Raw genomic sequence first — 17,917 nt, forward strand, 5'->3', positions numbered from 1 at the left:
GAAACGATCATGGGTATCCAGACTCCCAACGGCTTCAATCTCGACAATTCCGGCAAACGCATCGTCGTCGATCCCGTGACCCGCATCGAGGGACACATGCGGGTCGAGGTCAATGTCGACGCCGACAACGTGATCCGCAATGCCGTATCGACCGGCACGATGTGGCGCGGGATCGAGGTGATCCTGAAGAACCGCGACCCGCGCGATGCGTGGGCATTTACCGAGCGGATCTGCGGCGTCTGCACCGGCACGCACGCGCTGACCTCGGTGCGCGCGGTCGAGAACGCGCTTGGGATCACCATCCCCGAAAACGCAAACTCGATTCGCAACCTGATGCAGCTCGCACTTCAGGTGCACGACCACGTCGTCCATTTCTATCACCTGCATGCGCTCGATTGGGTCGACGTCGTCTCCGCACTCTCGGCCGATCCGCGCGCGACATCAACGCTAGCCCAGTCGATCTCGAGCTGGCCGCTGTCCTCGCCGGGATACTTCAAGGATCTGCAGACCCGGCTCAAGAAGTTCGTCGAGTCCGGACAGCTCGGTCCGTTCAAGAACGGCTATTGGGGCAGCAAAGCCTACAGATTGCCGCCCGAGGCCAATCTGATGGCGGTCGCGCATTATCTGGAGGCGCTCGATTTCCAGAAGGAGATCGTCAAGATCCACACCATCTTCGGCGGCAAGAATCCGCATCCAAACTGGCTCGTCGGCGGCGTGCCCTGTCCGATCAACGTAGATGGGACAGGTGCTGTCGGTGCCATCAACATGGAGCGGTTGAACCTGATCTCCTCGATCATCGACCGCATCATGGAATTCAACGAAATGGTCTACCTGCCTGACGTGGCCGCGATCGGTTCGTTCTACAAGGACTGGCTCTATGGTGGAGGCATTTCGGGTCAGAACGTGCTCGCCTATGGCGACGTGCCAGAACATGCCAACGACTATTCAGCCAAGAACCTGAAGCTGCCACGAGGCGCCATCATCAACGGCAATCTCTCCGAGGTGCTTCCGGTCGATCACGCCAATCCCGACGAGATCCAGGAGTTCGTGGTCCACTCCTGGTACAAGTATCCCGACGAAACCAAGGGCCTTCATCCTTGGGATGGCATCACGGAGCCGAACTACGAACTCGGACCCAATGCAAAGGGTACCAAGACCGCGATCGAACAGCTCGACGAAGGCGGCAAATATTCTTGGATCAAGGCGCCGCGCTGGAAGGGACATGCCATGGAGGTCGGCCCGCTCGCGCGCTGGGTCGTCGGCTATGCGCAGAACAAGGCGGAGTTCAAGGATCCCGTCGACAAATTCCTGAAGGATCTCGATCTACCAATGTCGGCGCTGTTCTCGACGCTCGGCCGCACCGCGGCGCGCGCGCTCGAATCTGTTTGGGCCGGACGCCAGATGCGCTATTTCCAGGACAAGCTCGTTGCCAATATCAAAGCCGGCGACAGCTCGACCGCGAATGTCGACAAGTGGAAACCGGAGAGCTGGCCGAAGGAAGCCAAGGGCTTTGGCTTCACCGAGGCCCCGCGCGGCGCGCTCGCGCACTGGATCAAGATCAAGGAAACCAAGATCGACAACTACCAGTGCGTGGTACCGACGACCTGGAACGGCTCGCCGCGCGATCCGCAAGGCAACATCGGCGCGTTCGAAGCCTCGCTCATGAACACGCCGATGGTTAATCCCGAGCAGCCGCTCGAGATCCTGCGCACGATCCATTCCTTCGATCCGTGCCTTGCCTGTTCGACGCACGTCATGAGCCCGGACGGCCAGGAACTCGCCAAGGTCAAGGTCAGGTAGGAGGCGGCCATGATGGATGCAATTGCTCCCCCGGTGGAAAGCGAGCCGGACCTGACGGCGATCGCGGCCGATGCTGCTGGCGAGCATGCGGTGGGCCGGCCCACCGTCTATGTCTACGAAGCGCCGGTGCGCATCTGCCATTGGGTGAACGCGTTCTCGATCATCATCCTGATGGTCACCGGGTTTCTGATCGGGACGCCGCTGCCGGCGGTCGAGGGGGAGGCGTCGGCCAACTTCGTGATGGGCTATATGCGCTTCGCCCATTTCGCGGCGGGGCAGGTGCTCGCGGTGTTCTTCCTCGCGCGTATCCTGTGGGCCTTCACCGGCAACCACCATTCCCGGCAGATCTTCTATCTGCCGGTGCATCGCCGGCAATTCTGGAAGGAAGTCTGGCACGAGATCCGCTGGTACGCCTTCCTGGAACGTCAGCCGAAGATGTATGTCGGGCACAACCCGCTGGCGCAGACCGCGATGTTCACGGGCTTCACGTTGTTCGTGACCTTCATGATCGTGACCGGCTTTGCGCTCTATTCGGAAGGAGAAGGCATCGATAGCTGGCAGCACAAACTGTTCGGCTGGGTGTTCTCGATCTGGCCGAACAGCCAGGACGTTCACACCTGGCATCATCTGGGCATGTGGGCGCTGGTCGTGTTCGTGATGGTACACATCTACGCTGCGATCCGCGAGGACATCATGTCACGCCAGAGTATCATCTCCTCGATGATCTCGGGCGAACGGCAATTCCGTGACTGAAACTGGAACGATCTCGATGTTGAACGCCCCAAACGACGACCACATCTTGGTGCTCGGCATCGGCAACATCCTGTGGGCCGATGAAGGCTTTGGCGTGCGCGCGGTGGAGGACTTCCACCGCCGCTACGCCGTGCCTGATAATGTCACGATTCTCGATGGCGGAACGCAGGGGCTCTATCTCGTCAACTATCTGGAGGACGCTGATCGCTTGCTCGTGTTCGATGCCATCGATTATGGTCTGCCGCCAGGCAAGCTGAAGCTCGTGCGCGGCGACGAGGTGCCACGCTTCACCGGCGCGAAGAAGATGAGTCTGCATCAAACCGGCTTCCAGGAGGTGATCAGCGCAGCCGACCTGCTCGGCCGCTGCCCGAAGCACCTCGTCCTGATCGGCTGCCAACCGCTCGATCTCGAAGACTGGGGAGGTCCATTGACGGCGTCCGTACGCGATCAGATCGCACCGGCCATCGAGCTTGCCTGCAAAGTTCTGGCCGAGTGGGGCATCGAGGTGAAGCTGCGCGATACGCCGTTGGCAGACTCCGAGCGCCTGCTCGCCAACGACATCGACCATGCGAGTTACGAGATGCGGCCGGCCTGACCGCCGGAGCGTGCCGGAGAAGACGGATGTGCCTTGGACTGCCGATGACTATCGTCGAGACCGATGGAATTTCGGCTTTGTGCGAGTTTCGCGGCGAGCAACGCCGCGTCTCCGTGCTTCTGCTCTCGCATCCTCCGGCCGGTGCCCACGTGCTGGTCTACATCGACACGGCGATCCGCCTACTTGAGAAAGAAGAAGCGTGCCTGATTGCGGCTGCCATCGACGGTCTCGGTGCAGCGCTCGACGGCAACGATTTCGACTGCTTCTTCGCCGATCTGATCGACCGCGAACCGCAATTGCCTGCGCACCTCCTGACTGATTAAGCGGGTTGTCATCCTAGAATGACTTGGCCGGCTGACCTCAGCCGCTGGCCGAGGTGCTCGCCGGAAGACAAGTTTCTAGTCTGGAAAGAAGGCTTTCGTTTGTAGTGGAAAGTAGCTTATCATTCGCATCCACTCGGCTTGATGGCGTTGAAAATAGATCAGTGAATTCAACTACATAAATCCTGACTGTCCCTGGCACGCAGCTTGCTAACACTATCCCGATCAGAAAGATAAGTCTGTTTTGGGAGGTCAAATGGAATTCCAGGTAGGACGGCATGATCTCAGTCGGCATGGCCTCAATGAGGTCGATGTCGCGACCGTCGATCATTTTCTTAAACATGCCGACCAAGCCGGTGCTGTCGCCGTGCTGCTATCGGCGGGTAATCCCAACCGTTTTCCGGAGGCCATTGATGTCGCCGTAGTGCTGCCTGAGCTGGTTACGGCGTTCGGAGGCCGCCTGCGCGCCGCGATCATTGCACCCCATGCCGAAGAGGCGCTTGGCGAACGTTTCGGGGTGCGAGTGCAGCCGACCCTTATCTTCGTGGCCAAGGGCGAGACGCTGGGGCTGATCGCCAAGATCCAGGATTGGTCAGTCTATGTCGACCGCATCACTAAGCTGATCGACCGCCCGCGCGGGCAAAGCGCAGCCATTGCCGTTACCATTGTTCCCCAGCATCGCGCAAAAGGTGTCGAGCTATGAAGGTCGGATTCTGGGATGCGCCGGAAGGCGCCGAGCAACCCGTCAGCGTGTTCCCTATCGGAGAAGAGAGTCTCAATGCCTCAAGTGGCAGCCTGACGGCGGCCGGCGCACTCGCAAGACTCGCAACATTAGACAGTGTCGAGCTCGCTAAGAACTGCCCCAAAGCCGTCACGCTGCTCTCCAACATCGCGGAGGCCATTGCAGGTCAAAGGGCGGACGCACCCTCGCAACTGTTCCGGCTCGGCAATCTCAACGATCTCGAAAGCAAGCTCGTCGCCGATGTTCTCGGCGAGGGGGAGGTCGGCGGCGTCGTAGCGCTGCCGGACGGATCGCTGGCGCAGATTCAAGAATCGGTGCTCGCAGGGATCTGGCGTGTCAGGATCGAAACTGACGCGGCTTCCGAATATATTGAAGTAGGCGCTGTTCCCGAGATCGTCAGACGCGCAGCAGCCGATCTGACAGCCGCCGATTTCGAAATCGGACAGGCCCCTGAAGGCGCCATGAACGTCCTACCGGTGCTCGCCGAGATCCGCGAGCGGGCGCTAGCCTGGCGTCCTGGCATCCGCTCGCAGATCATCAATTTCACTCTGTTGCCGATGAGCCCGGTGGATATGAGCTTTTTGCAGGAGACTATTCGGAACGGGCCGATCCAGCTTGTCTCGCGCGGCTATGGCACCTGTCGGGTGCTGTCGACTGGCATTCGCAATGTCTGGTCGGTGCAGTTTTTCAACGCCATGGACACCATCATCCTCGACACGCTGGAAGTTGGCGGGGTACCCACGGTTGCGCTTGCTGCAGACGAAGATTTCGAGGATTCCGCCGAACGGCTCCAAGAAATCATTGAGGCATATTTCAAATGAGCGCCTTTGAGAACTTTGGCGTGCGCCAAGACGTCACTGAGGCTGCGCGGCTTGAATGCGGCATCTGTTGGACCGTCTATGATCCGGCCGATGGTGATGCGGTGGCGCAGATCGCACCCGGCACACCGTTCTCACTTCTGCCGGAGGAGTGGCGATGCCCCAACTGCGACGCCCCGAAATCGAAGTTCATGGCGATCGAAACATGACTGCCAGCGCGCCAAGCTCTCCCAGCGACGCCGACGCGGTGACATGGGGCGAGCTATTGGCAGGAATGTATCGCCAGATCGGCGAGCGCGCGATGCGCGATTTGCCAATCTACAACGAGGCCCTCGATGTTGAGGCCATTGGTTTCCGTCGCTTCGAGGGAACGTTTGTCGGCATCATGGTCACTCCTTGGTTCATGAACGTGGTGATGCCGGCGAGCGCCGCTGGGGATAGGTCGGGCGCGACCGTGCGTATTCGCTTTCCAGCCGGTGATATCGAATTTACCCTCAGCGAGGTGCAAATGGGCCGCATCGCTAGCTGCTCGCTGTTCTCGCCAATGTTCCAATTTGCGGACATGGCATCGGCGCGAGCAACGGCTGACGCCGCTCTTGCCGAGCTGATGCTGCCGGCCGACAGCGAGGAGGCGGTCCGCCGGCGCGAACCACCGACGACCCCGATTGATCGTCGGAGCTTCCTGCGCGGTACCTTGACGGAGCGGCCGGGATGAGTCGCCCCTTTCGAAACGAAATTGACATAATGGTGTGGCTCACTGGTACCACAATTTCGGACGTTGCTATCCGGCCACGGAGCCGGCCTCCCCTGACGAGGCTGTTTGCCGGAAAGCCGGCAAGCGCGCTCATCCCTGTGCTGCCGCGCCTGTTCTCCTTATGCTCGGTCGCCCACCAAGTGGCCTTCCTTTCAGCAATCGAGGCGGCGCAGGGGCTGGAGACGATCAAGCCGATAGCGATGCATCGTCTCACGGCCGTTGTCGCCGAGCGCTTAACTGAATTGATACGCGGCCTGTTCGTCGCAGGCCTCGAACTCGATCAGGAGAGCGCACCCGCAGTGCGAAGCATGATACAGGCGAGCACCACTCTCAGTGGTGCGGTTGAAACCGTGCCAGATACCGTGCGCCGCGATGTCATTGCACACGTCAAGGCTGCGCTCCGCGCGCTCGGAGTTTCGGGTGAACACCAGCCTCCGGCGCCAGGCAGCGTACTTTCCACCTATCTGACGCGCTGCGATCGTGAGGTGATGTCATTGCCGGCGGCCGACCAATTCTTTCTGACCCCCGCTGACGATCTTGAGATCGTGACGCGCCTCATGGCTGAAGGGACGGCTTATTCCGAAGCGCCGGAACTCTGCGGGAAGGTTCCGGAAACGGGCGTCTGGGCGCGGCGGGCGCAGCGCGAACAGATTTTGTCCTTAAGTGCTAGCGGCGCCGCGCGCGTGAGAGCGCGCATCGACGAGATCGCCCGGCTCACCTGTTGGCTGGACGCCAGGCGGGACGCTCCCGATAATGGCGTCGTTGCGAGCTATCGGCTCGGCGAGCGCCGGGGCGCAGCGGCAGTGGAATGCGCCCGAGGCCGGCTCCATCACGCGGTTAAGCTCGATGAGGAAGGACGTATCGTCGGCTTCGAATATATCGCTCCGACCGAGTGGAATTTTCACGAACGCGGACCGCTGGTGCGAAGCCTCAAGGGCGCGCTCCTCTCCGCCGGCCGGCAGGGCCAAGACGCGGTGCGGACACTTGTCGGGGCGTTCGACCCCTGCGTCGGATTCAGCGTCAGCTTCCGCGAGGCCAGCCATGCATGAGATGGCCTTGTGCGAGGGCATCATCGGGATCGTCGAGGAAGAGGCGCGCAAGCGCTCGTTCTTGCGAGTGAAGGCGGTGTGTTTAGAGATCGGTGCGCTCAGCCATGTCGCGCCGGACGCAATGCAATTCTGCTTCGAGGCCGTCGCGGCGCGGACCATCGCGCAAGGCGCAAGACTCGAGATCATCGCGACGCCGGGCACGGCCTGGTGCATGGCCTGCTCGCAAAACGTCGAGATCAAGCAGCGCTACGAGCCGTGTCCATCCTGCGGCAGCTATCAATTGCAGGTCACCGGCGGCGAAGAGATGCGTGTGAAGGAACTGGAGGTCGACTGATGTGTACGGTCTGCGGCTGCAGCGACGGCAAAGCGTCCAACGAACATACGCATGATCATAATCAGGATCACGAGCACGCTCATGGAGGTCATCATCACCACCATGGCCCCGGTCACCATCACCACCACCATCACGACGGAAGCCACGATCATGGGCCTGGCGATACGGGCCTGCTCGACTGCAGTGCAGACGCCGCCGGCCAACAGATCGCGGGCATGAGCAGCGATCGCATCATCCAGATCGAACGCGATATTCTCGGCAAGAACGACAGACTCGCCGCCGACAACCGCGCTCGCTTCCGTGCCGACGGCGTGCTCGCCTTCAACTTGGTTTCGAGCCCCGGAGCCGGCAAAACCTCGCTGCTAGTCCGCACCGTCAGTGAGCTGAAGGACAGTTTCCCGATCGGCGTGATCGAGGGTGACCAGCAAACCTCCAACGATGCCGAGCGCATCCGCGCAACCGGCGTGCCGGCGATCCAGGTCAACACCGGAAAGGGCTGCCATCTCGACGCGGCCATGGTCGGTGAAGCCTATGACCGGCTGCCCTGGCTGAACGGTGGGGTCGTGTTCATCGAGAATGTCGGTAATCTCGTCTGTCCGGCGGCATTCGACCTCGGTGAAGCCTGCAAGATCGTGGTGTTCTCGACCACCGAAGGCGAGGACAAGCCGCTGAAATATCCGGACATGTTCGCTGCCTCCGCGCTTATGCTGATCAACAAGATCGATCTTGCGCCCGTGCTCGATTTCGACCTCGCCAGGACCATCGAATATGCGCGGCGGGTCAATCCCAGGATCGAGGTGCTGACGGTGTCGGCGCGCACCGGCGAAGGCTTCCTGGCCTTCTATGCCTGGCTCCGCAAGCGGGCTTCGAAGGCGAAGCCGGCCGAGATGACGGCAGCGGAGTGAGGATGAGCGACAAGGCCACAGCGCGGGACGGACAGCGGCTGCGCCTGCATGTGCGTGGCGCCGTGCAGGGCGTCGGCTTTCGTCCCTACGTCTATGGTCTCGCCACCCGCTATCGCCTCGGCGGCTTCGTCGCCAACGATCCGAACGGCGTTCTTATCGAAGTCGAAGGCGAGCGGGCGTCCGATTTCGTCGCCGCGCTGCCACTGGAAAAGCCGCCGCTTGCCAGGATCGACGAGATCTCGGTTCAGCCGATCGGCGCCGCCGCCACCGAGGAGTTCTCGATTCGCACCAGCGAGCAGGGTAGGGTGTCGACGCGCATCGTCGCGGACGCCGCGACTTGCCGGGAATGCCTGAGCGAGCTGTTCGATCCGGCAAGCCGATTCCACCGCTATCCCTTCATCAACTGCACGCATTGCGGTCCGCGCTACACCATCGCCGAGCGGCTGCCCTATGATCGTCCGGCCACCGCAATGAAGCGCTTTGCGATGTGCGCAGCCTGTGCCGCTGATTATGCTGACCCCGGCAGTCGCCGCTTCCATACCGAGGCGATTGCGTGCCCGCGATGCGGGCCGCGGCTCAGCCATGGCATCGCCGAGATCGCCGCCGCCGTCGCGGGCGGCAAGATTGTCGCGATCAAGGGCCTCGGCGGTTATCAGCTCATCTGCGATGCTCACAATGATGCGGCCGTGCGGCAACTGCGCCTGCGCAAGCAGCGCGATCAGAAGCCCTTCGCCGTCATGGTCGGTACGCTGGAGGCAGTCGCCGAGTTCGCCGAGGCCGACGCTGTCGAACTTGCGCTGCTCGAGTCACGGCCGCGGCCGATCGTGTTGCTGACGTCGCGCGGGCGCCTTGTGCAGTCAATCGCGCCGGAGCTGGCGCGCATCGGCATCATGCTGCCGGTCGCACCGCTTCACCACCTGATTTTCGATGCGCTGAATGCGGCGCATGCGCCGGTCGGCGAGAGCTGGGCGATTGTCGCGACCAGCGCCAATCTCAGCGGCGAGCCGCTGCTGATCGATAATCGCGAAGCGGAGCAACGACTTGCCGGCATCGCCGATCTCATCGTCACGCATGACCGCGACATCGTCACCCGCGCCGATGATTCCTTGGCTGCGGTGGTCGCCGGACGGCCCCAGTTCATTCGGCGTGCGCGAGGCTATGTCCCGGAGCCTGTCCGGCTTGCGCGCTCGGTGGCGCCCCTGCTTGCCGTCGGCGGAGCGCTGAAGTCGACGGTGGCGGTGACGCGCGGCAACGAGGCCTTTGTCTCCCAGCACATCGGCGACCTCGACACCGCAGAAGGCATCCGATTCTTCGAGGAAACTGTGGACCATCTGCTGTCTACCCTCGACGTCGAGCCTGTCGCCCTGATCCACGACTTGCATCCGAACATGGCATCGACCCGTTTCGCCGAGGCACGCGGGACCAGGCTGATCGCGGTCCAGCACCATCACGCCCATGCGGCCTCGGTGATGGCGGAGCATGGCATCGCAGGTCCGGTGCTTGCCTTAGTGCTTGACGGGTTCGGCTACGGCAGCGACGGCGGCAATTGGGGGGGCGAACTGCTTGCCTGTGAAGGCGCGCGGTTCCGGCGGCTCGGGCATCTGGCGCCGCTGAAGATGCCGGGCGGCGATCGGGTCGCGCGCGAGCCGTGGCGGATGGCCGCCAGCGTGCTGCACGCGCTTCGGCGCGGCGATGCGATTGCGTCTCGCTTTGCGGCACAGCCGCAGGCCGCGCGCCTATCGGCTCTGCTCGAACAACCCGGTATGCCCACGACGACCAGCGCCGGCCGGCTGTTCGATGCGGCCGCAGGGCTGCTCGGGGTCTGCACCGTACAAACCTACGAAGGCGAGGCTGCCATGAAGCTAGAGGCGCGGGTCCGCGAGCCGCGCGTTGTGTCCGGCGGCTGGGTGATCGAGAATGGCGTGCTGTCGCTGCTCCCATTGCTCGACCGTCTGGTGGTCGATGCGCCGGATCCCACCGACGGGGCCGGGCTGTTTCACGGCACCTTCGCTGCCGCTTGCGTCGATTGGATCTCCCAAGCGGCTCGTGAGACCGGACTTGAGACCGTCGCCTTGAGCGGCGGCTGCTTCCTGAACGCCCGCCTCAGCACCGGGATTTCGCGCGGTTGCATCGCTGCCGGGCTCACCCCGCTCTTGCCGCGCCAACTGCCGCCGAATGATGGCGGCCTAAGCCTGGGTCAGGCCTGGATCGCGGGGCTGCAACTTCTCGAACACCAAGGCTTAGAAGGAACCGCCTGATGTGTCTTGCCATACCCGCCGAGGTGACAAAGCTCCTGCCTGACGACATGGCCATTGTGTCCATCGACGGCGTCAGCAAGGAGATCTCCGTCGCGCTCATCGAGGATCTCGCCATCGGCGACTACGTGATCATCCATGTCGGCTACGCGCTTACCAAAATCGATCCGGAAGAGGCGCAACGGACGCTGGAATTGCTGCACGAGCTTAGCGCCGAGGCCCTGGGAGCCATGCCATGAAGTATGCCGACGAGTTCCGCGACAAGGAGATCGCGCTCGGGCTTGCGAACGCGATCCAGTCCGAAGCAGATCCGCAGCGCCCCTATCGCTTCATGGAATTCTGCGGCGGCCACACGCATGCGATCTCGCGTTATGGCCTGGAGGACATGCTGCCTAAAAACGTGCGGATGATCCACGGTCCGGGTTGCCCGGTTTGCGTACTGCCGGCGGGGCGCATCGACATGGCGATCCGACTGGCCGAACGGCCCGAAATCATCTTCTGCGTCTATGGCGATCTGATGCGCGTGCCGGGCTCGCAAGGCGCCTCGTTGCTGAAGGCAAAGGCGAAAGGCGCCGACATCCGCATGGTCTATTCCACCATCGATGCGCTCAGGATCGCCGAGGAGAATCCGCAGCGCCAGATCGTATTCTTCGCCATCGGCTTCGAAACGACGACGCCGCCCACTGCGGTCATGATCCGTTTGGCCGAAAAGAAGCAGCTCGCCAATTTCAGCGTCTTCTGCAACCACGTGCTGACGCCGCCGGCGATGCAGAACATCTTGGAGAGCCCGGATATTCGCAACATCGGCCGGGTCGAGATCGACGGCTTTGTCGGACCTGCGCATGTCTCGACTATTATCGGGACGGCTCCTTACGAGTTCTTCGCGGAAGAATTCGGCAAGCCGGTCGTGATCTCGGGCTTCGAGCCTCTCGACATGATGCAGGCGATCCTGATGCTGGTGCGGCAGGTCAATGAGAACCGGCACGAGGTCGAGAACCAGTACAGCCGCGCTGTAAAGCGTGACGGCAATCTGCGCGCCAAGGAGGAGGTCTCCGACATTTTCGAGCTGCGCGACCAGTTCGAATGGCGCGGGCTCGGGCAGGTACCCTATAGCGGCCTGAAGCTGAAGCGCGCTTTCGCGAAATACGATGCCGAAGCGCGCTTCGACATGAAGGAGCTCCGCGTTGCCGACAATCCGGCCTGTGAATGCGGCGCCATCCTGCGCGGCGTGAAGAAACCGGTCGATTGCAAGCTGTTCGGCACGGTCTGCACGCCGGAAACGCCGATAGGGTCTTGCATGGTCTCGTCCGAGGGCGCCTGCGCTGCGCACTGGACCTATGGCCGCTTCCGCGACCATCAGCAGAGGCGGGCATCATGAAGGCCCATCAACGCAAGCTCGACATCAAGAACGGCTGCGTAGACCTGTCCCACGGCTCTGGCGGCCGCGCGATGGCACAGCTGATCTCGGGTCTTTTCCACTCGGCCTTCGGCAACGAATGGCTGGCGCGCGGCAATGACCAGTCGGCCTTCGATGTCGCAGCCGGACGCATGGTCATGACGACCGACGGTTACGTGGTCTCGCCGCTATTCTTCCCGGGCGGCAATATCGGCTCGCTCGCCGTGCACGGCACGGTCAACGACATCGCCATGGCCGGCGCGCGGCCGCTCTACCTCTCGGCGAGCTTCATCATCGAGGAGGGCTTTCGCTTCTCCGACCTGAAGATGATCGCGGAATCTATGGGCGAGGCGGCGCGCGCGGCCGGCGTCCATATCATCACGGGCGATACCAAGGTGGTCGAGCGCGGCAAGGCCGACGGCCTCTTCATCTCGACCGCCGGCGTCGGCGTCGTACCCGATGGCCTCGATCTATCCGCCGAGAAGGCTCGCGTCGGCGATCGCGTCCTGATCTCCGGCACGCTCGGGGACCACGGCGTCGCTATCATGTCGAAGCGGCAGAACCTCGCCTTCGAGACCGAGATCGTCTCGGACTCAGCCTCGCTGCATGATCTCGTGGCAAAGATGGTCACCGCAGGCGGAGAGGGCATCCGCCTGATGCGCGATCCGACCCGCGGCGGGCTAGCCGCCGCGCTCAACGAGATCGCCCAGCAGTCTGGCCTCGGCTTCCGTGTGCAGGAGGAGGCGATCCCAGTGAAGCCGGGCGTGGCCGCGGCCTGCGAACTGCTGGGCCTCGACCCGCTCTATGTGGCCAACGAAGGCAAGCTGGTTGCAATTGTGGCCCCGGAGGCGGCCGCTGCCGTGCTCGCGACGATGCGCGCGCATCCGCTCGGCTGTGATGCGGCCGACATCGGCGAGGCCGTGGCCGACGATCACCATTTCGTGCAGATGGCGACGAGCTTTGGCGGTGGCCGGATCGTCGACTGGCTGTCGGGCGAACAACTGCCGAGGATCTGCTGAGGCCGGTCATGCGCATCCTGCTTCTCACGCACTCCTTCAACAGCCTGACGCAACGGCTCCACGTCGAGCTCAGGGAGGGCGGCCACGAGGTCTCGGTCGAGCTGGATATCCACCCCGACGTTACGCGCGAAAGCGTGGCGCTGTATCAGCCAGATCTGGTGATCGCGCCGTTCCTCAAGCGCGCAATCCCCGAAGATGTCTGGCGTAGCGTGCGCTGCCTGATCGTCCATCCCGGTCCGCCCGGCGACCGCGGTCCGGCGGCGCTCGACTGGGCGATTCTGGAAGGTGTTTCCAATTGGGGCGTGACTGTGCTTCAGGCCGACGGCGGGTTCGACGCTGGTCCGATCTGGGCTTTCAGAACCTTCCCGATGCGGTGCGCGGCTAAATCCAGCATCTACCGCAACGAGGTCACGACGTGCGCGGTCGCGGCGGTGCTCGAAGCCATTGCAGCAATCGAAGCCGGACAGCCGACACCGTCGCCGATGCCTGCCGATGATCCCCGCATTCGGGTGCGCGGGCCCTGCCGGCAGGCCGACCGGATGATCGATTGGCAGCACGACACGAGCGAGACCGTCCTGCGCAAGATCCACAGTGCAGACGGAATGCCGGGCTTGGTCGACAGCTTGTTCTTCAAAGATGTCAGGCTGTTCGACGCCCACGAGGCGCGCGGCATCTCCGGTGTGCCCGGAACCATTGTGGCGCATTGCGATGGAGCCTTGGCCCGGGCCACGGTCGATGGTGCCGTCTGGATCGGCCATGTGCGGCAGCTTGTACCGAAAAGCCTGAAACGATCCGCAGCAAAGGTCTTTGCGGAGCAGGCGATGCGCCTGCCGTACCGACCCGATTGCGGCTATGCGCCCATACGATATCGCGAGCAGGGCGAGGTCGGCGAGTTGCAGTTTTCCTTTTACAATGGCGCCATGGCGACCTCTGACTGCGAAGCGTTGTTGAACGCCTACCGAGCTGCGCTGGCCCGCCCAACCAAGGTGCTTCTCCTGACCGGTGGACGTGATTACTGGTCCAACGGCATTCACCTCGCCGAGATCGAGGCGGCTGACAGCGCTGCGGACGAGTCTTGGCGCAACATCAATGCGATCGACGATCTTGCGCACACTGTCATCGAGACCACCGATCGGCTCGTCGTTTCCGTCATTCGCGGCAACGCCGGGGCGGGAGGGGTATTTTTAAGTCTCGCTGCCGACGAGGTCTGGGCGAGCGATCAGGTCGTCCTGAATCCACATTATAAGGACATAGGCAATCTCTTCGGCTCGGAATACTGGACTTATCTGCTGCCGCGCCGCGCGGGTGCAGCGAACGCCACCCGGATCACGCAATGCCGCCTGCCGATGGGCGTGGCAGAGGCGGGGCGCCTTGGCATCATCGATCGTGCTCTGTCGGGCGGGGAGCTGGCGGAGGGCCGCCTCATGAGCCTTGCCGCGAGCATGGCGGCGGATGAACGCTTTGCGACGCGTCTTGCTGACAAGCAGCGACGTCGCGCAGCGGACGAAGCCCACAAGCCCTTGCAGGCCTATCGCGACGAGGAGCTGCGGCGGATGCGGCTTAATTTCTACGGATTCGATCCGAGTTACCACGTCGCCCGCTACAACTTCATTCACAAGGTGCCGAAGTCGCGCACGCCACTCACAATCGCACCCCATAGGTCGCCTCGCGCGCTCGACAAATCTACCCGCATGGCGGTGCGCATATGAGCTTCCAGGGTACTATTTTGGTAGTCGACGACGAGGTCAGGTCACAGGAGGCGCTACGCCGCGTCCTCAACGAGGATTTTGAGGTACTCTGCGCCGGCAGCGCAGCAGACGCTGAAAAGCTGCTCGAAGGGGAGATCGTCCACGCCATCATCTGCGATCAGCGCATGCCGCACGAATCCGGCGTCAGTTTCCTCAAGCGGGTGCGCGAGCTCTGGCCCGATCCGGTTCGCATGATCATCTCCGGCTATTCGGAATCGGACGACATCATCGCAGGGCTCAATGAGGCGGGCATCTATCAATACATCACGAAGCCCTGGCAGCCGGACCGGCTGATCGACATTGTCAAGGAGGCGGTCCAGCTCTATCGGCTTCAGAAGGAGACAGAGACCGCAGGGGTCGACGTCAAAGCAACGCCCGAGCACATCAAGAGGGTCGTTTCGGTCAAGCGCGGCGCAGCTAAGCATCTCTATGACTTCAACCGAATTGTGCACGCCCCGGACAGCCCGATGCATGCGGTCATTGAACTCGGCCGGCGGGCGGCCGAATACGACATCTCCGTGCTGATCACGGGCGAATCCGGAACCGGCAAAGAGCTGCTGGCACGCGCGATCCACTACGGCTCAGCCCGAGCCGGTAAGGCTTTCGTCGTTGAGAACTGTGGGGCGCTGCCTGACGAGCTCCTCGAAAGCGAGTTGTTCGGGTGTAAGAAGGGCGCTTTCACAGGCGCCTACCAGGATCGCATCGGTCTGTTCGAAGTTGCCGATGGCGGTACCATCTTCCTTGATGAAATCGGAGAGACCTCGCCGGCGTTTCAGGTGAAGCTGCTCCGCGTGCTGCAGGAGAGCGAGATCCGTCCGCTGGGCGCGCAACGTGTAAGGAAAGTCGACGTCCGTGTGGTGGCAGCCACCAATCGGGATCTTGAGGCCGAGGTGGAGGCGGGCCGCTTCCGCCGTGATCTCTATTACCGGCTGGCGGCGTTCCCGGTTCACATGCCGGCGCTTTGGGAGCGGCCGATGGATATACCCTTGATCGCAGAAGGAGTACTGTCTCAAGTCAAGACTTCCTTCAACCGGCCAGGTCTGCGCTTTGCCTCCGCTGCTCTTGAGGGCTTCGTCAAATACCTTTGGCCAGGGAACGTGCGCGAACTGCAGAACGAGATCCAGCGTATGGCCGTGCTGGCTGACTCGGACGAATTGCAGGCTCCCACGCTGCTCGGCCGGCGCAACGGCAGGCGGACCGCCACGGGGGTCATACAGAACCTGAACGGCGCAGCGAGCCTGAAGGACAGGGTGGAGGATCTGGAGAAGTCGGTTATCATCAACTCCCTGGAGAAGTATGAGGGCAATATCAGCCGGGTTGCCAGCGAGCTCGGCCTGTCCCGGGTAGGCCTGCGGAACAAGCTGTCCAGGTATGATTTGAGAAAAAATGGCAAAGGCGACGCATTCTCCTGACGGATCCGACTCGCTGCTCAAGTTGATCAGCGATCGCGGTGCTATCGAGTTCGACCACGAGCGTGAGGGCGCTTGGATCGAAGTCATCCGCAAGATGGATGAGGTTTATTCCGACCTATTGCGTTATGAGGTCGATCTGGAACACAAGAATGCCGAGCTCGAGGAAGCTCAAGCATTTGTCACCAACGTCATCGAATCTGTCTCTGATATCCTCATCGTTTGCGACGCGAAAGGCCAGATCCAGCAAGTCAATTCCGCTTTACAGCGCACGCTTGACCGCGCCAATGACGAAATCGTCGGCTGGAGGATGGCAGACATCATTGACGCTGCCGATGGCGCCAAGCTCATGTCGCTCCTCAAGCCTCGGAGCCCGTCCGAGGTTGTGGATGGCGAACTCCGTTTCTTGACCGAAGGCGGCAGCTCAGACCTGTTCGCAATCAACAGCTCGCCCCGACACGACCATCGGGGCCGCTTCATTGGCGTGGTTCTGACTGGAAGGCCTATCGGCGAGCTTCGCCGAGCCTATGAAGCATTGCACACGGCTCATCAGGAGCTACAGCGAGTGCAGCGTCAATTGGTAGAACAGGAGAAAATGGCAAGTCTCGGCCGACTGGTGGCCGGTGTCGCTCACGAACTTAATAATCCCATCAGCTTCGTCTATGGAAACGTGCACACCTTGATGCGCTATCGCACGGCGCTGACATCCTACCTTGATGCCGTCCACGGCACATCGATAAGCTCCGAAGCTGCAGCCTTGAAGAAAAGCCTCCGCATTGACGCCATTCTAGAGGATCTCGGCCCGCTCCTGGACGGGACAATGGAAGGCGCCGTGCGCATTAGCGAAATTGTAAAAAACTTACGCCGGCTTTCCCTCAGCAAGCTCGGGGAGTTTGATCGCGTCAACATCGAGCCTCTGATCAACACCGCCGTGCTCTGGGCAGTCCGCACGAAGCAGGTTCGCCTCGACATTCACATGGACATCGAGGCGGATCTTTGGACTTGCGGGAATGAAGGGCAGCTCCACCAGGTTATCGTAAATCTCGTCGAAAACGCAATTGACGCGACGCGCGGCACTCAGGAGCCACGGCTAAAGATATCGGCTCGCCGCAATCAGAACGAGATCCTGATTCGTTTGTCCGATAACGGGCCCGGGATCGAACAGCACAACATAGGTCGCATATTTGAGCCGTTCTTTACGACCAAGCGCGTTGGAGAGGGCACCGGGCTCGGCCTTTGGATCAGCTACGGAATCGTGCGCGAACATGGTGCCGAACTGACTGTTGTCAACGCACCAGAGGGAGGGGCAATATTCTCCTTCGCTCTCCCGGCGGCGTAGAGTTAGTCAGGGCTGCGACGGTTCGGCGCCGCTTCCGCCCTCAGGGCTTCTAATTTACTCGCTAGCGCGAGGTTCGGCCGCTGGCCAGGCTGTCGGCCAAGCCGGATGCGGAGGCTGTCGGCGCGAGATTAACGATCTCGACGTCCTGGAGCGCTAGCGCGTACGACCACATTCGACGTTCTCGTCAACAAGGCCGGTCAGTCGCAGCGTAGCAACATCCTAGACCTTGCGTCTGACGAAATCCACGCGCTGCTCGACGTCAATCTGCGCGCGGCACTGCACGTGAAACGGCTGATCGTGACAAGAATGCCGATGCGCGCCGCTACGTGGTTGACGTCTGGTCGGTCGCTGGCCACTACGCCTTTCCAGAACGCCCTGGCTTTCTTCATCCCTAGCCATCATGCCACCAAGGCCAGCGTATTGCGCGTTCGCGGGCTGAGCCCCGTTCTTTACTGATCTCGCGCTCGCGTCACCGAGATCTCGCCCGGTCGTGTGGCGACAAGCATCTTTAAGTGCGTTCGATACACTTCAACTCCGAGGACATCGCCCATGCCGTTGCCATCGCGCAGGTGTCACGGAAAGAGCACCTCCCTTTCCCGCTCCGGAGCTCTAATAATGGAGACCGCCATCGAGACTGCCGCTCAGCGGTTCGCGAGGCCCCGCAACGCACAATCAATGGAT

18 protein-coding genes and 1 pseudogene are annotated in these 17,917 nt (G+C 62.0%); all 19 read left to right on the forward strand.

The window, feature by feature from the left end; translation table 11 throughout:
- Positions 1-9 precede the first annotated feature (9 nt).
- Positions 10-1,800 (forward strand): nickel-dependent hydrogenase large subunit, encoded by a 1,791-nt coding sequence (locus X265_RS38650; RefSeq protein WP_128929513.1) that lies wholly within the window; start codon positions 10-12, stop codon positions 1,798-1,800.
- A gap of 9 nt (positions 1,801-1,809) precedes the next feature.
- The gene (gene cybH / locus X265_RS38655) at positions 1,810-2,553 is read left to right on the forward strand and encodes a Ni/Fe-hydrogenase, b-type cytochrome subunit (RefSeq protein ID WP_128929514.1); all 744 of its coding nucleotides are present in this window, start codon (positions 1,810-1,812) and stop codon (positions 2,551-2,553) included.
- Positions 2,554-2,569: 16 nt separating this feature from the next.
- Positions 2,570-3,148 carry a HyaD/HybD family hydrogenase maturation endopeptidase gene (locus X265_RS38660; RefSeq protein WP_128955163.1) on the forward strand — a complete coding sequence of 193 codons (579 nt, stop codon included), beginning with the start codon at positions 2,570-2,572 and terminating at the stop codon, positions 3,146-3,148.
- Positions 3,149-3,174: 26 nt separating this feature from the next.
- Positions 3,175-3,471, forward strand: a complete 297-nt coding sequence (locus X265_RS38665) for a HypC/HybG/HupF family hydrogenase formation chaperone (protein ID WP_128929516.1) — start codon at positions 3,175-3,177, stop codon at positions 3,469-3,471.
- Positions 3,472-3,724: 253 nt separating this feature from the next.
- Positions 3,725-4,171 carry a thioredoxin domain-containing protein gene (locus X265_RS38670; RefSeq protein WP_128929517.1) on the forward strand — a complete coding sequence of 149 codons (447 nt, stop codon included), beginning with the start codon at positions 3,725-3,727 and terminating at the stop codon, positions 4,169-4,171.
- Positions 4,168-5,031, forward strand: coding sequence for a hydrogenase expression/formation protein (locus X265_RS38675; RefSeq protein ID WP_128955164.1), 864 nt, complete (start codon positions 4,168-4,170; stop codon positions 5,029-5,031). Before X265_RS38670 ends, X265_RS38675 begins: the two co-directional genes overlap by 4 nt.
- Complete coding sequence (locus X265_RS38680; RefSeq protein ID WP_128929519.1) at positions 5,028-5,237, forward strand: rubredoxin; 210 nt, start codon at positions 5,028-5,030, stop codon at positions 5,235-5,237. Before X265_RS38675 ends, X265_RS38680 begins: the two co-directional genes overlap by 4 nt.
- Positions 5,234-5,743 carry a [NiFe]-hydrogenase assembly chaperone HybE gene (gene hybE / locus X265_RS38685; RefSeq protein WP_128929520.1) on the forward strand — a complete coding sequence of 170 codons (510 nt, stop codon included), beginning with the start codon at positions 5,234-5,236 and terminating at the stop codon, positions 5,741-5,743. Before X265_RS38680 ends, hybE begins: the two co-directional genes overlap by 4 nt.
- A complete protein-coding gene (locus X265_RS38690; protein ID WP_128929521.1) occupies positions 5,740-6,831 on the forward strand; it encodes a nickel-dependent hydrogenase large subunit in 1,092 nt (363 codons plus the stop codon). The genes hybE and X265_RS38690 overlap by 4 nt, the downstream gene beginning before the upstream one ends.
- On the forward strand, positions 6,824-7,165 hold the full coding sequence (gene hypA / locus X265_RS38695; RefSeq protein ID WP_128929522.1) for a hydrogenase maturation nickel metallochaperone HypA: 342 nt from the start codon (positions 6,824-6,826) through the stop codon (positions 7,163-7,165). The genes X265_RS38690 and hypA overlap by 8 nt, the downstream gene beginning before the upstream one ends.
- Positions 7,165-8,070 (forward strand): hydrogenase nickel incorporation protein HypB, encoded by a 906-nt coding sequence (gene hypB / locus X265_RS38700; protein WP_128955165.1) that lies wholly within the window; start codon positions 7,165-7,167, stop codon positions 8,068-8,070. The genes hypA and hypB overlap by 1 nt, the downstream gene beginning before the upstream one ends.
- 2 nt (positions 8,071-8,072) lie before the next feature.
- Positions 8,073-10,328, forward strand: a complete 2,256-nt coding sequence (gene hypF / locus X265_RS38705; RefSeq protein ID WP_164933597.1) for a carbamoyltransferase HypF — start codon at positions 8,073-8,075, stop codon at positions 10,326-10,328.
- Entirely contained in the window at positions 10,328-10,564 is a 237-nt protein-coding gene (locus X265_RS38710) for a HypC/HybG/HupF family hydrogenase formation chaperone (protein WP_128929525.1), read from the forward strand. The genes hypF and X265_RS38710 overlap by 1 nt, the downstream gene beginning before the upstream one ends.
- Complete coding sequence (gene hypD, locus X265_RS38715; RefSeq protein WP_128955166.1) at positions 10,561-11,703, forward strand: hydrogenase formation protein HypD; 1,143 nt, start codon at positions 10,561-10,563, stop codon at positions 11,701-11,703. Before X265_RS38710 ends, hypD begins: the two co-directional genes overlap by 4 nt.
- On the forward strand, positions 11,700-12,740 hold the full coding sequence (hypE, locus tag X265_RS38720; RefSeq protein ID WP_128929527.1) for a hydrogenase expression/formation protein HypE: 1,041 nt from the start codon (positions 11,700-11,702) through the stop codon (positions 12,738-12,740). Before hypD ends, hypE begins: the two co-directional genes overlap by 4 nt.
- Positions 12,741-12,748: 8 nt before the next feature.
- A complete protein-coding gene (locus X265_RS38725; RefSeq protein WP_128955167.1) occupies positions 12,749-14,449 on the forward strand; it encodes a hydrogenase maturation protein in 1,701 nt (566 codons plus the stop codon).
- Complete coding sequence (locus X265_RS38730; protein WP_128929529.1) at positions 14,446-15,900, forward strand: sigma-54-dependent transcriptional regulator; 1,455 nt, start codon at positions 14,446-14,448, stop codon at positions 15,898-15,900. The genes X265_RS38725 and X265_RS38730 overlap by 4 nt, the downstream gene beginning before the upstream one ends.
- Positions 15,875-17,236: a sensor histidine kinase gene (locus X265_RS38735; RefSeq protein ID WP_128929530.1), complete on the forward strand. Its 1,362-nt coding sequence runs from the start codon at positions 15,875-15,877 to the stop codon at positions 17,234-17,236. Before X265_RS38730 ends, X265_RS38735 begins: the two co-directional genes overlap by 26 nt.
- A 165-nt stretch (positions 17,237-17,401) precedes the next feature.
- A pseudogene (locus tag X265_RS42470) lies at positions 17,402-17,692 on the forward strand (hypothetical protein); the annotation flags it as partial.
- Positions 17,693-17,917 lie beyond the last annotated feature (225 nt).

It is taken from the genome of Bradyrhizobium guangdongense, from assembly GCF_004114975.1.
GTDB lineage: Bacteria > Pseudomonadota > Alphaproteobacteria > Rhizobiales > Xanthobacteraceae > Bradyrhizobium > Bradyrhizobium guangdongense.